Source organism: Phenylobacterium parvum (assembly GCF_003150835.1).
GTDB lineage: Bacteria > Pseudomonadota > Alphaproteobacteria > Caulobacterales > Caulobacteraceae > Phenylobacterium > Phenylobacterium parvum.
Window position 1 is genome coordinate 1075002 of record NZ_CP029479.1, and the last position, 13753, is coordinate 1088754.

A 13753-nucleotide genomic window follows, 5' to 3' on the forward strand; every position below is an offset into this window, starting at 1 on the left:
CCGGCAGCCCGTGCAGTCTAGGTCGCCGCCACCCCCGCGTCACCCTCGAGGCGAAGACAAGCACGCCGGGAAATGTTCGTCAAACGTTCTCTTTCAGGGCGCGATTTCAGCCCTCGAAGACCGTCCGTCCGGCGACGAGGGTTCGCCGGACCACGCCCTGCAGGCGGCGGCCGTCGAAGGGGGTGTTGCGCGAGCGCGACCTCAGGGCCTCCGGGTCCACGACCAGGGGCGCATCAAGGTCGCACAGCACCAGGTCCGCCGGGGCGCCGGGCGAGATCCGGCCGCACGGCAGACCCAGGAGATTCGCTGGCCGCACCGTGACCGCGGCGATCAGGTCGATCAGCGGGATCCGCCCCTCGTGATGGAAGGCCAGGAGGGCGGGCAAAAGGGTCTGGAGTCCCACCGCGCCGGGGGCCGCTTCTGCGAAGGGCAGGCGCTTGTCTTCCGGCGGGGCGGGGGCATGGGCTGACACCACCACGTCGATCAGTCCGTTCGCCAGCGCCTCGATCACCGCCTGTCGGTCGTCCTCGCCGCGCACGGGCGGGTCGAACTTGAGGAAGGTTCGGTAGTCGCCGATGTCGATCTCGTTGAAGGCCAGGTGATTGATCGAGGTGGAGGCGAAGACCGGCAGACCGCGCCGCTTGCCGCGGTCAAGCGATTCGAGGGCGCAGGCCGTGGTGACCTGGTCGACCAGAAGCCGGGCGCCGGTCATCTCCACCAGGGCCAGGTCGCGCTCGAGCATGATCTTCTCGGCTTCCGGCGGGGTGCTGGGCAGCCCCATGCGTCCGGCGAACTCGCCCGAGGTCGCGGCCGCGCCCTCGCTCAGCCAGGGATCGGAGGGGCGGTGGGCCACCAGCATGCCAAATCCCTTGGCGTAGGCCAGGACCCGGCGCATGACCTTGGAGTTGACGATGGGGCGGTCGGCATCGGTGACGTAAACGCAGCCGGCCTCGGCCATGAGGCCGATCTCGGCCATGCGCTCGCCAGCACAGCCCTGGGTGGCGGCGCCGGCGGGCAGGATGTTCACCAGGCTGGAATCCCGGGCGCGCCGGCGGATGAAGTCCACCACCGAGGCCTCGTCGATCACCGGGTCGGTGTCAGGCTGGACCACGAAGGTCGTCACGCCGCCCGCCGCCGCCGCCTCCGAGGCCGAGCGCAGGGTTTCCCGGGTCTCGAAGCCGGGTTCGCCTGTCTTGGCCCGCAGGTCGACCAGACCGGGGATCAGGAGGGCCCCGCCTGCGTCAATGACCTCCAGGTCCGCGCTGACCGGGCCGGGATCAGAGCCGGCGATCCTGTCCTCGATGACGCCGTCGCGGACGCGGACGGCGCCGCGGGAGTCGAGCCCCGAGGCGGGATCGATGATCCGGGCGTTCACGATGGCCAGGGGACGATGCGCGCCGGCGGTCACAGCTGGAACCTTTCGAGCCATTTCTCCTGGGCCGGCGCGGTGTAGGCGGCCAGTTGCTCCAGTAGCCGGGCCGGGTCGTCTCCGAAGATCAGCATGTCCCGGTGCGCCTCCCGCAGGAAGCCTTCGCCCACGGCGTGATCGAGGAAGGCGCGGAGGGGATCATAGTAGCCGTCGACATTCAGGAAGGCCGCCGGCTTGGCGTGAATGGCCAGCTGGCCCCAGGTCCAGATCTCGAAGACCTCCTCCAGGGTGCCGGCGCCGCCGGGCAGGGCGATGAAGGCGTCGGACAACTCCGCCATGCGCGCCTTGCGCTGGTGCATGGTCTCGACGATCTCGAGGCGGGTCAGGCCTTCGTGTTCCAGCTCCTTGCGGGCCAGCGCCCGGGGCAGGACGCCGAAAACCTCGCCTCCGGCGGCGATGGCGCCATCTGCTGCGGCGCCCATCAGGCCGACCTTGGAGCCGCCATAGACCATGGCCAGCCCCGTCTCGGCCAGGATGCGCCCGGTCTGCGCCGCGGCTTCGACGTAGATGGGCCGGAAGCCAGGGCTGGAGCCGCAGAAGACGCAGACCGCCCGCATCAGGCGTTGTCCAGCCGGGCCGCCAGGGCCGCCAGGACGGCCATGCGGGCGGCGACCCCCATCTCCACCTGGTCCTGGATCAGCGAGATGGTCAGGTCGTCCGCGACGTCTGAGTCGATCTCCACCCCCCGGTTCATGGGCCCGGGATGCATGACCTTCACATGGTCGGCGGCGGCGCCCAGCTTTTCCCGGTCCAGGCCCCAGAATCGGAAGTACTCGCGCGGGGAGGGGGCGAAGGCGCCGTCCATCCGCTCCAGCTGGAGCCGAAGCATCATCACCACGTCGCAGCCGGCGATGCCCTGGCGCAGGTCATGGAAGACCTGGACGCCCCAGCGGTCGGCCTTGGCCGGGATCAGGGTGGGCGGACCCACCAGCCGGACCTCGGCGCCCATCATCTGCAGGAGGCCGACGTTCGAGCGTGCGACCCGGGAGTGCAGGATGTCTCCGCAGATCGCCACCCGCAGGCCGGCGATCCGACCGAAGGCGCGGCGCATGGACAGGGCGTCCAGCAGGGCCTGCGTCGGGTGCTCGTGCTGCCCGTCGCCGGCGTTGATGACCGAGCAGGACACCTTCTGCGCCAGCAGCGAGGCTGCGCCGGACGCGGCGTGTCGCACCACCAGGATATCGGGCCGCATGGCGTTCAGGGTCACCGCCGTATCGATCAGGGTCTCGCCCTTGGTGATGGAGGACGAGCGGGGGCTCATGTTGATGGTGTCGGCCCCCAGGCGCTTGGCGGCCAGCTCAAAGGAGCTCTGGGTCCGGGTGGAGTTCTCGAAGAACAGGTTGATGAGGGTCCGACCCTTGAGCAGGTCGAGTTTCTTGGCCGCCTGTCGATTCAGGTCGACGAAACCCTCCGCCAGGTCGAGCAGGGCCGCGACGTCGACGGGGTTGAGATCCAGGACGGAAAGGAAATGACGGCGGGGAAATGGGAAGGTCCTGCCCAGGACCTCGCTCAGACCGTGTTCGGCGCCGCTCATCAAAGCGCCGTCTTAGGGGGCTTTCCCGCGCAAGCCAAGGAAAAGGCTCAGGAGCGGCCCAGGGCCCGGAGCCGGTCCAGCGCCGCATCCAGTATCCAGGCCGCCGCCGCGCGGTCGACCACCTCGGCCCGCTTGCCCCGCGAGAGGTCCGCTTCCCCGATCAGGGTTCGCTCCACCGCGGCGGTGGACAGCCGCTCGTCCTGGAATGTCACCACCAGTTCGGGTCGCAGGCGCAGGAGGTTCCGGCCCAACGCCCGGCACGACTGGCAGCGGGGGCCCTCGGTCCCGTCCATGTTGAGGGGCAGGCCAATCACCAGGGTCGCGGATCCGCGCTCGTCCATCAGGCGGAAGAGGGCCGCCGCGTCATCGGTGAACTTGCTCTTGCGGATCACGGAGTGGGGCGTCGCCACCATCCAGGCGGCGTCGCTGAAGGCCACGCCAAGGGTTTTCTCCCCGGCGTCCACCCCCGTTAGGGCGCCCCGCCGGGGCAGGGCCTGGGGCAGTTCGTCGAGGTCGATTACGGGCATGGGCTTCCTTACGCCGGATGGCGCTCAGCGACCATGCGCCGCATCAAGTTCAGGTTTGGGCGCCTCAGGAATTTCTGCAGGGCCAGACGCCCTTGAGGGCCGCGACCACCACAGTGTCCGCGCTGTTGTTCAACGACTCCGGGTGGGACCGCAGGTATTGCAGGACGGCCTGGACCACGAGGCCCTGAGTCACGTCATCGCCCGAGCAGACAAGAGTGCCCGACATGGCGTCATGAACGCCGATGACGTAGCCAAAGGCGGCGGAGTCCCGGACCGTCTCGTCGGAGTCGTCGCTGACCCATCCCTCAAGTCCGACCTTCAGGGTCTTCCCCGTCATGAATTCCCCGGCCGCCCGGGCTGGAAGGGCGGCGGCGGCGAGACTGGCGATGAGGGCCAGGGCGAGAGCAGATTTCATGGCGATTTCCTTCGCAGCTGGGTGCGCCTTGTGCGCGTCAGGGCCCCAGATTTCACGGGTCAGGCTAACTTTCCCTAAAGGACGGCGAACATAAAACGCCCCTGTGAGCCGCCGCCCAACGATCCTGTCTGGCGTTCCCGTCCTCGTTCTGGCCGACCTTCCCGGCCGGGGCGACGCGACGGATATTGTCGGCGCGGCCCTGGAAGTCGGGGCGCGCTGGATCGCCCTTGGCGCGGATCGTCTTCCCGGGGGTTTCCTCGACCTTTCGACCGGCGTGGCAGGTGAGATCGCCCAGAAGTGCGTCAATTACGGGGTTGGCCTGGCCGTGCTGGGCGACCTCTCGGCCGCCGCAGAGCGTTTGGCTCCACTCCGTGACTGGATGCGCGAGAGTAACCGGGGCCGCCATGTCTGGTTCCTGGCCGACGAGGCCGAACTCGCTGTGCAGCTTGCCTCGAAGGCGGAAGGCTGATGCGCCGGATCCTGGCCGCCGCCGTCCTCTTCGCCGGCCTCGCGGGCCTTGCCGCCCCGGCGCGTGCGGACCTTTCCCGGATGAGTGCAGAGAGCACGGACAGCTTCGCCAAGAAGACGGATATTGCGGTCGGAGAACTGTTCGACCTCAGGCTCAAGGTCGGGGTCTTCCCGGGTCTCTGCACCTACACCCTGAAGATCGCGGCTCCGTCCGGATCCGGATATGCGGACCAGACGTTCCAGGTCGAGGTCGTTGACGAGTCCCACTACCGGTACAAGCTGCCGAATGGCTGGGGCGGAAACTACGAGTTCCCGGGCCTTGATCCCGTCGTCTACGGCGTGCCCCTGTTGACCCCGGGTCGCTTCGAGATCCAGGCTTCCAGCGCCAACCCCTCCTGCCGCATCAAGGCCCCGCCTCTGTCGATCAACGTCAGGCCGGACTACAGCCCCATGACGATCTCGATCTACGGGCGGCCGGGCCAGTCCCTGGTGAGACGCCTCGATGGCGGCTGGACCCTCGCCCCCGGGGAGAAGTTCCTCTGGATGTCCGAGCGGGCGGCCGCGGACCTCAGGCTCATGGCGGACAGCTACATTCCAGGCGCCTGGGCGCAGATTTTCCCGGCGGCCTTCGCCAACGCCTGGTCGGGGGCGGGGGTGCAGCTCAAAGGAGTGACGGAGCGAGCTTGGGTCTCCGACAAGGAACCGCCGCTCTCCGATGCGGGTGAGACCGATGATGATCGCCTGCTGGTCCTGGCCCTGGGCCGGGAAGCGGCCTGGGTGGAGGAAGATGTCAAGGCAGGCCGGCTCGTGAAGGTGGTGGAGTTCAGTCCCGAGGTCATGATCCAGCCTCTCCGTGAGGGGGCCCGCGGGCTCGCCGAGGCCGAGAGGGCCCGTTCCGTGAAGGCCGAGACGAACCGCAGCCGGCTGGGTGACCCCGCGACCATCGTCGGCCTAAGGATCGGACCGCCCCCGGGCCAGGCTCGCCCCACCCCTGCGCCGCAGAACTCAGTGAGGTAGCGATGGCGCACCTGTCCGCAAACTGGAGTCTGAGGCGGCTTCCGGCCGCTCTGGCGTTCACCACCGCCGCCGCCCTGGCCCTTGCGACAGGGGCCTCGGCCGCCGGGTCCGGGCGGGTCTGCGCCGTGCGGTCAGCGGATTCCCTCCAGTCGGAGCTCCTGGCTGTCTACCGGAGCGACTCCAACTTCGCCGCCTTTGCGGGCCTTTCTGCAGGCAAGGGCTTCGACGAGGTGTTCGACAGCGCGGACCTCCTCTTCGCCGCCATCCAGAAGGGGCGCTGCCAGGCGGTGGTCACCGATGGCGCAACGGCGGCGGCGCTCTCAGCCGCCCTCGGGCGGGACGGACTGCCCAATGAAGCCTATGAGCTCCAGGGCCGGGAGGCGCTGATCGATGCGCTGTGGAAACAGAACGGGTTTTCTTCCCGCGCAGGGTTCGAATTCGCGCGCAGCGTGAGCCCCCGCCTGGACGCCGACGATGTCCGCCGCCTCGCTCCCTACGGGGTGCGCGACGCTTCCGGCCATGGCGCGGCCATGTCGCGGATGAAGACCTCCGGATACTCCAGCCAGACCACCACGGGCGCTCTCCTGGCTTTTCTCGATGACGAGAAGATCGGCGCCGCTTCCGGCAAGTCGGCCGTAGCCGTCCAGCATGCGCGGGCGGAGCGGGCGAGGGCAGAGGCCGCCGCCGCCCGCCGGGCCGAGTTGGCCGAGTTTCCCTATGTCGCCTATGTGAGTTGCGGCATGGGCGGGAACCACATTTCCACACCCGCCTGTTTCATGGATACGGACCTGGAGGTCCGCAATGGCTCGGTCTCCAGCCTCTACAAGATGTACGAGTTGGACCGCGCCGGGGACGAAACCGGGATGGGCCTGCGGATCCGGCTGCGCAGCAGCTTCACCCTGCGGGCGCGCAACTCCGACGACACCCTGGTCCTCGGCGTGACGGTGAAGAACGCCTCCACCGGCCAGGTCCTCTTCCAGCAGCAGGCCGGCCAGTTCAGGACAATTCTGGTCTCGCGCTAGGGCGGTCGGCGGCCCTTCAGGCCTCTCCAGCCCGGCTCGAGAGCAGTTTCACGAAGTCCTCGAACTCGATCATCCAGCCATTGCGCTGGAGGGACTCGACGCGGAAGGGGCGGGGCGGCAGCTCATCCCAGGCCATGCAGCCGGGATAGACCTGGTGGCCGATCGTCGCCGGTATGCCCTCAACATTGTAGAAGAGAGCCGAGTCCTCGGTCAGCCCCCAGGCATCCAGGTCGATCATGGCGTTCCCTCCCGGACTGACAATAGCAGGGTTCAGCGCAATTGAAGCTTCCCGGCTTGGGTTCAGCGCCCTTGATTTCCGCACCGGAATCCGGCGCCTGAGGGCATGAGCGCCCAGGGTGGATCTTCCATCGTCGTGGTCGGGGCCGGCGTGTTCGGCCTCACGACGGCCGTGCGGCTTGCCGAAGCCGGACTGAAGGTGCGCGTCATTGCCGGGGCGCCGCCCGGGGAGACGGCCTCCGGAGTGGCTGCGGGCATGCTGGCTCCGGCCTTCGAGACCGCTCTGGACCCACCCGGGGGCGCCAGCCTGCCGTTGATGCTGGCCGCACGCGACCTCTGGCCCGCCCTGGCGGAGCGGCTCGGCGTCGCGCTGGACAGGTCCGGTGCGGCGGCGGCGGGCCCGGCGGGCTGGCTTGACGACCTGGAAGTGCGGCTCGCCACCCTTGGGCTGCAGCCGGAAGCGGTGGGGCGGGCTGATCTTGAGGCCTGGGCGCCCGGGATGAACCCGGTCTTCGGTCGGGGACTCATGACCCGGGAGGACTGGCGGATCGAGCCCCGCCTTGCACTTGCGGCCCTGGTTTCGCGGCTTACGGAGCTGGGGGGGCGGATCGATCACGAAGTCCTGTCGGCGGAGGCTGCCCTTGCGATCCAGGCGCCGCTTGTCCTGGCGACGGGGATCGACCAGCGGCTTTCCCGCCTTGCTCCGGAGTTGGCTGCCCTCGAGCCCATAAAGGGACAGATCCTCCACAGGAACGACCGTCCGGGTCCGGCGCGGGTGATCCGCACGGAGGGCGCCTACGCCCTGGCGTCGGGCGGGGGCCTGCTGGCCGGGGCGACCATGGAGGCGGGGCGTGCAGACCGTATCCCGGACCGCGGTGCGCAGGCCGGTCTCCGGTCGGCGATCGCGGGGCTGTTCCCCAGCCTTCCCACCGCAGGATGGCGGACGCGTGTCGGGGTGCGGGCGGCCAGTCCCGATGGCCTTCCCCTGGCGGGATGCAGCGGTCGGGAGGGTCTGTTCCTGGCAGTCGGCGCCCGCCGGAACGGGTGGCTCCTGGCGCCGCTCGTGGCGGACATTGTCACTGCGGCGGTGACCGGGAAGGATGGCGGCCCCTGGGCGTCGCGACTCGATCCGTCGCGGTTCGCCCGGGACGACGGGGAGGGGCGGGCATGAGCGGGTTCGACTTTACTGAGGCCCAGCTGGAGCTCCAGGGCGGCGTGCGCAAGCTCTGCGAGGGCTTTGACGCCGACTACTGGCGACGGGTGGACGAGACCGGGGACTTTCCGGAGGCCTTCGTGGCGGCCATGTCCGCCGGCGGCTGGCTGGGCGCAGCCATGCCCGAGTCGCTTGGCGGAGCGGGCCTGGGGCTGACCGAAGCGGCCCTTATCATGCAGACGGTGGCGGAATCCGGCGCAGGATTCTCCGGCGCCAGTGCGGTGCACCTGAACATCTTCGGGCCCATGCCAATCGTGAAGTTCGGCTCTGAAGCCCAGCAGGCCAGCGCCATCCCCCGCCTGATCGATGGGCGGGACCGCATGTGCTTCGCGGTTACCGAGCCGGACTCCGGGCTCGACACGGCCAGCCTGACCACCCGCGCCGAGCGCTGCGGGAACGGTTGGGTGATCAACGGTCGCAAGGTCTGGACGACCATGGCCCAGCGGGCGAACAAGATCCTCATCATCGCCCGGACCACCCCCCGGGAGGCGGTGAAGCGGCCGACCGAAGGCCTCAGCCTCTTCTACACCGACTTTGACCGCAGCCGGATCACCGCGACCGTAATCCCCAAGATGGGTCGCCGGGCGATCGAGTCGAACAGCGTCTTCATCGACAACCTCGAGGTCCCGGGCGAGGATCTGGTGGGTGAGGAGGGCAAGGGCTTCGCCTACCTTCTGTCGGGCCTGAATCCCGAGCGGGTGTTGATCGGGGCGGAGGCGGTGGGCCTGGGCCGGGCGGCCCTGAAGCGGGCGTCGGACTATGCCCGGGAGAGGCGGGTCTTCGGCCGGCCCATCGGACAGAACCAGGGCGTCGCCCATCCCCTGGCGCGGGCGTGGATGGGCCTTGAAGCCGCCAGCCTGATGGCCTTCCGGGCCGCCGCCCTGTTTGACGCGGGCAAGCCCTGCGGTGCAGAGGCGAACGCCGCCAAGTACCTGGGCGGGGAGGCGGGATTCGCCGCATGCGAGGCTGCGGTGCTGACCCACGGCGGCATGGGATACGCCCGGGAGTATCACGTGGAGCGCTACTTCCGGGAGGCGATGATCGCCCGGATCGCGCCCGTCAGCCGCGAGATGATCTGCAACTATATCGCTGAACAGGTTCTGGACCTGCCCAAGAGCTACTGATATTCATATTTCGTTAATCACGGTGAACGGATAGGGTTAATCTGCCGTTTACCATACCGGGGCAGTTTCCGGGCATGACGATCAGTGGAATCAGGTCCGCGGTGCAGAGCATCATCCAGCGCGCGAGCGCTGCGACGGGTGTCGACGCCGGCTACCTGATGAAGACGGCCCAGCGGGAAAGCAGTTTCAACCCCGCAGCCCGGGCCTCCACTTCTTCCGCCGCCGGTCTGTTCCAGTTCACCGAGCAGACCTGGCTCGCGACCGTGAAGTCCTACGGCGAACGGCATGGGTACGGCGCCTACGCGAACCAGATCCGACAGGACGGAGACGGGCGCTATGTCGTCACCGGCGGTTCGCGCCAGGCGGTCATGGATCTTCGCCTGGACGCCAACGCCGCTTCTGTGATGGCCGGCGAATTGACCTCCCGGAACGCCGCATACCTGAAGGGGAGGATCGGGCGCGATCCTAATGCTGGCGAGCTCTACGCGGCGCACTTCCTGGGGCCCGCGGGTTCGGCGCGCCTGATCGAGGCCGTGGAGAGCCAGCCCATGGCGCCTGCGGCGGCCTACTTCCCGGACGCCGCCAGGGCGAACCCCACGATCTTCTACAAGGGCGGCCGTCCCGCCACCGTGAAGGAAGTTTATGCCGACCTTGTCCGTACGGGTGGCATCACGGTCATGCCCGTGCAGACCCAGCAGGCGGACTACATCCAGTATGCCGACAGCCGGAGGGAAGACATCCGGCGCGAGCAGCAGGCCCTGATGGCGTTGATCCTCGGCGGTCGTGATGACCCGTCGGGCCTTGGAGGCTCCGGCGGCGGCGGGCTTGGCGGACGCCTGGGCGGATCCCTCTTCTCAACCGAGATGCTGAGGGTCCTGGCCAGCGCGGCGGCATCTGCCGACAGGACGTCCGGCAAGCCGGAGTCCGAGGCCAACGCCGGCTAGGCGGCTGCGCCTGAGGCGAACAGGGCCTCGATTTCACCCTCGGAATAGCCCAGCTCTGAAAGCACCGCCCTTGTGTGCTCCCCCAGGCCCGGGGGGGCGGGGCGAACCGGCTGGTCGGCCCCGGGGAAGCGCGCAGGGGCCGCTGGCGAGCGGAAATGCCCTCCCTGGCCATCCTCGACCTCGACCCATCCCCCGGCCGCCGCCACCTGTGGGTCAGCGACGACCTCAGCCGGGGTCTGAACCGGAGCCCACACGAGGTCCTCGCCGTCGAGGCGCGCCCTAACCTCGTCGAAGGTGAAGGCGACGAAGGCGGCTTCCAGTTCTTTCACCAGCTCGGCGCTGTGGATCCGCCGTGAACGACCATTTGCAAAGCGCTCGTCATCGGCGAGGTCCGGCCGGCCGCAGGCCCGGGTCAGGGCCTTCCAGTCTGCGCCGCCCCCCCGGGGATTGAGGACGAACCAGTGATCGTCCGAACTCCGGTAGAAATTGGCCAGGGGATCAAAGGGATCCGTCCTGGGCCGGTTCGAGGCCAGCCGCCCGAAGGCGAGTTGCACGGCCATGTCCGACGACACGGTGTAGACCCCGGTCGCCAGAAGCGAGGTCTGGACCAACCGGCCCACGCCGGTCTGGCTGCGCTCGTAGAGGGCCGCCAGGATGGCCGACACAGTCGCCATGGAAGTCGTGTGATCGCCCACCCCGGTGCGCAGGATGAAGGGGTCAGATCCTTTCGGCGCGTGCATCCGGGCCACGCCCGAACGGGCCCAGAAGGCGGTGACGTCGAAGCCGGGCAGGTGGGCGTCCGGGCCCTCAAGCCCGTAGCCCGTCACCATGGCGTAGACGAGGCGCGGGTTGTCCTTCCGCAAGGTGGCCTCATCCAGTCCCGCCCGCTTCAGCGCCGCCGGACGGACATTCGTGAGGAAGACATCGGCTGTCGCGGCCAGTCGGGCCAGGGCGTCTCGGCCTTCCGGGCGGGAAATGTCCAGGACCACAGCTCGCTTGCCGCGGTTGTCGACCGCGAAGGTCGGGTTCCCGGCCACCGCGTTGCGCGTATCTGCGAAGACATGACGCATCGGATCGCCTTCCGGGCGCTCCACCTTGATGACGTCTGCGCCCCAATCGCCCAGGATTCCCGCTGCGCCCGGAGCCGCGATGTAAGATGCGAACTCCACGACTTTCAGACCCTTGAGAAGCATTTCCTCATCCCTTTTTCGGCGCTCTGCTCGTGCCTTTTCCCACGAATCGCAATCGGGCTGGCGGTAAATTTTCGTTAAACCTGATGCGACATTAATGACGTTGTAGGAAGGTTTGGGCGACCCGCCGAATGCGGGGCGTCGGTGTGTTTGTGGGAGGCGGTCATCCGCACCATTCTCAAGGGCGCCACGCCAGAAGAGCGTGCCAAGGCCGCGGAGCAGGTCTGCCTGACCATTGACCGCTCGCGCCTGACCGAAGAAGGCCGCATGGCGGCTGAGGAGATCCTTCCGATCCTGGCGGAGGACGCCTGCGAGCTAGTGCGCCGGGCCCTCGCAGTGACCCTCAAGTCCTCTCCGGCGGTTCCCCGCCATATCGCCCTGAAGCTGGCGCGCGACGTCGACAGTATCGCGCTTCCGATCCTTTCGGCGTCGCCGGCCTTCACCGAGGAAGACCTCGCCGAGATCGTCCGGATTGGAGGCCCCGCCCGGCAGGTGGTCATCGCCAAGCGGTCCCACGTCACCCCGGTGGTTTCGGAATCGATTGTCGATCATGGCGTCCAGCGGGCCATCGAGGCGCTCTGCGCCAATGACAATGCCGAGATTCCCGAGCGGTGCCTCCAGCGGGTGGTGGAACGCTACTCTCGATCTGAGTCCGTGCTCAGCGCGGTGGCCTATCGCCGGACCCTGCCCATGCCGGTCACGGAGAAACTGGTGAGGCTCGTCAGCGACGCGGTCCTGGACCACCTCGTCAGCCATCATGAGATTCCGCCGGACATCGCCGTGGCCATCGCCCTCGGCGCCTACGAGCGGGCGACGATCGACCTTGTGGACCAGGCGGGCCTGACCGGGGATCCGGCGAGATTCGTCGCCCACCTCAACAAGCACGACCGGCTTACGCCGTCCCTGCTTCTGCGGGCCCTCGCCAACGGTCACATGGCCTTCCTGGAGCACGGACTTGCGGAACGGGCCGAGGTTCCGCACCGTCGGGCGAGGCTCATGATCCATGACGCCGGCCCCCTCGGTCTTCGGGCCGTGTACGAGAAGGCCCAGCTTCCGGTCCGGCTATACCCCGCCTTCCGGGCGGGCGTGGACGCCTGGCGGGCCCTTGAGGCGGAGGGCGGCCCACTGGACAGGAACCGCCTCCAGACCCTCATGCTGGAGCGCTTCCTGAGCAGCGACGCCGTGGAGTTCAATGTGCTCCAGGAAGATCTTGTCTACCTGCTCGCAAGGCTGGACCGGCAGCTTGGTCTGGATACCGCTGAGCTCGCCCAGTCAGCCTGACGCCTTCGCGGAAGGCTTGCCAGCGCAGACCAAGGCGTCCCATCATCGCGCCATGACCGAGATCGCCCCCGACAGCGCCATCAAGCCTGCAGCCACCATCCTCCTGCTTCGTGATGCGCCGGAGTTCGAGGTGCTGATGGTGAAGCGGCACCACCAGATAGATTTCGCATCCGGCGCCCTCGTTTTTCCCGGCGGCAAGAGCCACGAACGGGATCATGCAGAGGCGTGGTCCCAGTTCGCCCTTGGCTTCGAGAACTTCGACGAGGTGCAGCGTCCCCTGCGTATCGCCGCCATACGTGAAGTCTTCGAGGAGGCGGGAATCCTGCTCGCCCGGACCCCGGACGGTGGGATGTTCCGCGGTGAGGCGGCTCCCATGGATATCCGCAAGGCGGTTGACGCGGGCGACCTGTCCTTCCTGGATGTGGTGCGGGACCTTGGCGTTCGGCTCGACCTGACCGCCCTGACGGTCTTCGCCCGCTGGATCACACCGCCCCTCACGCCCAAGCGCTTCGACACCTGGTTCTACGCCGTGAAGGCGCCCGAGGACCAACTGGCTGCATGTGATGGCCGGGAAACCGTGGATGCCGAGTGGATCTCACCCCTCGAGGTGCTGAACCTGGCGCAAAGCGGCGCCCGCAAGGTGATCTTCCCGACCCGGATGAACGTACAGTTGCTGGCCGAGGCCTCAAGCGCGGAGGATTGCATCGCGAGGGCCCAGGGCCGGGCGCTGGTGACCGTGCTGCCAAAGATCGAGGACAGGGCGGGCGGCAAGGTCCTGACCCTGCCGCTGGACGCCGGATATGGCGATGTCGCCGAGCCGCTGGACCGGGTGATGTAGGTCGTTCAGCTCTCGGGGTCGAAGGCGGAGACCTTGGACTCAAGTTCCTTCACCAGGGCCCGTCCCACGGGGTTCTCGTCCGACTGGATCTGGTTGCGGGCTGCAGCCTTGATCGCATCGACATGGACGATCACGAGGGGCAGGGGCGAAAGGCGCCGCCTTTCGGGAGAGTCGATGAGGCGGCAAAGGGTGCCCGCGATCTGGGAGATGATCGGATAGCCGTAGGTGGTCCCCAGGCCCTTCAGGTCATGGGCCCGGTGGTAGAGAGCCTCCATGCTCATGTCCGTTCGCCCCTCAGACTGGACCAGGGACATCGCGCTTTCGAGGCGCGTGATCTCGACCTTGAGCCATTCCTCGAAGTTCACCGACATGGCGGCGAGGGCCGCCTCTGCGCGGGCCACGGCGTCAGGGTCGATCCGGAGGCGCCGGTTGCTGGCGGACGACATGGGTGGTCCTGTTTCCGAAGGTGACGTGACTTTCAATCCTTAACAGCTGGCGGTTAACGACCCGTGCA

At 68.2% G+C, this 13753-nt stretch carries 16 protein-coding genes; 8 read left to right on the forward strand and 8 right to left on the reverse strand.

Translation table 11 applies throughout. The features are described from left to right. Positions 1–106: 106 nt before the first annotated feature. The 5 genes from pyrC to HYN04_RS05195 form a co-directional block, all read right to left on the reverse strand. On the reverse strand, positions 107–1429 hold the full coding sequence (gene pyrC / locus HYN04_RS05175) for a dihydroorotase (protein ID WP_110449774.1): 1323 nt from the start codon (positions 1427–1429) through the stop codon (positions 107–109). Beyond that, positions 1405–1986: an LOG family protein gene (locus HYN04_RS05180; protein WP_110449775.1), complete on the reverse strand. Its 582-nt coding sequence runs from the start codon at positions 1984–1986 to the stop codon at positions 1405–1407. Before HYN04_RS05180 ends, pyrC begins: the two co-directional genes overlap by 25 nt. After that, positions 1986–2963 carry an aspartate carbamoyltransferase catalytic subunit gene (locus HYN04_RS05185; RefSeq protein ID WP_110449776.1) on the reverse strand — a complete coding sequence of 326 codons (978 nt, stop codon included), beginning with the start codon at positions 2961–2963 and terminating at the stop codon, positions 1986–1988. Before HYN04_RS05185 ends, HYN04_RS05180 begins: the two co-directional genes overlap by 1 nt. Positions 2964–3010: 47 nt before the next feature. Next, positions 3011–3490: a Holliday junction resolvase RuvX gene (gene ruvX / locus HYN04_RS05190; protein WP_110449777.1), complete on the reverse strand. Its 480-nt coding sequence runs from the start codon at positions 3488–3490 to the stop codon at positions 3011–3013. Between the two features lie 64 nt (positions 3491–3554). Next, entirely contained in the window at positions 3555–3905 is a 351-nt protein-coding gene (locus tag HYN04_RS05195) for a Rap1a/Tai family immunity protein (RefSeq protein WP_110449778.1), read from the reverse strand. A gap of 103 nt (positions 3906–4008) precedes the next feature. Here HYN04_RS05195 and HYN04_RS05200 point away from each other — a divergent pair, with 103 nt between their 5' ends. Genes HYN04_RS05200 through HYN04_RS05210 form a run of 3 tightly spaced genes read left to right on the forward strand, consistent with a single transcriptional unit; the run spans position 4009 to position 6412 of the window. Then, positions 4009–4374, forward strand: a complete 366-nt coding sequence (locus HYN04_RS05200) for a DUF4180 domain-containing protein (RefSeq protein WP_110449779.1) — start codon at positions 4009–4011, stop codon at positions 4372–4374. After that, the gene (locus tag HYN04_RS05205) at positions 4374–5390 is read left to right on the forward strand and encodes a hypothetical protein (RefSeq protein ID WP_110449780.1); all 1017 of its coding nucleotides are present in this window, start codon (positions 4374–4376) and stop codon (positions 5388–5390) included. The genes HYN04_RS05200 and HYN04_RS05205 overlap by 1 nt, the downstream gene beginning before the upstream one ends. 2 nt (positions 5391–5392) lie before the next feature. Continuing rightward, positions 5393–6412: a hypothetical protein gene (locus HYN04_RS05210; RefSeq protein ID WP_110449781.1), complete on the forward strand. Its 1020-nt coding sequence runs from the start codon at positions 5393–5395 to the stop codon at positions 6410–6412. 16 nt (positions 6413–6428) lie between these two features. Here HYN04_RS05210 and HYN04_RS05215 read toward each other — a convergent pair whose 3' ends face one another. Continuing rightward, positions 6429–6650 (reverse strand): hypothetical protein, encoded by a 222-nt coding sequence (locus tag HYN04_RS05215; RefSeq protein ID WP_110449782.1) that lies wholly within the window; start codon positions 6648–6650, stop codon positions 6429–6431. A gap of 105 nt (positions 6651–6755) precedes the next feature. Between HYN04_RS05215 and HYN04_RS05220 the strand changes: the two genes are divergently transcribed. The 3 genes from HYN04_RS05220 to HYN04_RS05230 all read left to right on the forward strand — a co-directional run bounded on the left by HYN04_RS05220 (position 6756) and on the right by HYN04_RS05230 (position 9930). Continuing rightward, positions 6756–7820 carry an NAD(P)/FAD-dependent oxidoreductase gene (locus HYN04_RS05220; RefSeq protein ID WP_110449783.1) on the forward strand — a complete coding sequence of 355 codons (1065 nt, stop codon included), beginning with the start codon at positions 6756–6758 and terminating at the stop codon, positions 7818–7820. Continuing rightward, the gene (locus HYN04_RS05225; RefSeq protein ID WP_110449784.1) at positions 7817–8986 is read left to right on the forward strand and encodes an acyl-CoA dehydrogenase family protein; all 1170 of its coding nucleotides are present in this window, start codon (positions 7817–7819) and stop codon (positions 8984–8986) included. The genes HYN04_RS05220 and HYN04_RS05225 overlap by 4 nt, the downstream gene beginning before the upstream one ends. Before the next feature lie 101 nt (positions 8987–9087). After that, positions 9088–9930 carry a transglycosylase SLT domain-containing protein gene (locus HYN04_RS05230; protein WP_422385662.1) on the forward strand — a complete coding sequence of 281 codons (843 nt, stop codon included), beginning with the start codon at positions 9088–9090 and terminating at the stop codon, positions 9928–9930. Here HYN04_RS05230 and HYN04_RS05235 read toward each other — a convergent pair. Beyond that, positions 9927–11123 (reverse strand): CaiB/BaiF CoA transferase family protein, encoded by a 1197-nt coding sequence (locus HYN04_RS05235; RefSeq protein WP_110449786.1) that lies wholly within the window; start codon positions 11121–11123, stop codon positions 9927–9929. The two genes, HYN04_RS05230 and HYN04_RS05235, sit on opposite strands and share 4 nt — an antisense overlap. A 147-nt stretch (positions 11124–11270) precedes the next feature. Here HYN04_RS05235 and spbR point away from each other — a divergent pair, with 147 nt between their 5' ends. Both spbR and HYN04_RS05245 read left to right on the forward strand, forming a co-directional pair. Next, entirely contained in the window at positions 11271–12401 is a 1131-nt protein-coding gene (spbR, locus tag HYN04_RS05240; RefSeq protein WP_241962697.1) for a SpbR family protein, read from the forward strand. A gap of 52 nt (positions 12402–12453) precedes the next feature. Beyond that, positions 12454–13239 carry an NUDIX hydrolase gene (locus tag HYN04_RS05245; RefSeq protein ID WP_110449788.1) on the forward strand — a complete coding sequence of 262 codons (786 nt, stop codon included), beginning with the start codon at positions 12454–12456 and terminating at the stop codon, positions 13237–13239. A gap of 5 nt (positions 13240–13244) precedes the next feature. Here the strand turns inward: HYN04_RS05245 and HYN04_RS05250 are convergent, their stop codons facing one another. After that, positions 13245–13685, reverse strand: coding sequence for an Hpt domain-containing protein (locus tag HYN04_RS05250; protein ID WP_110449789.1), 441 nt, complete (start codon positions 13683–13685; stop codon positions 13245–13247). Positions 13686–13753: the final 68 nt, after the last annotated feature.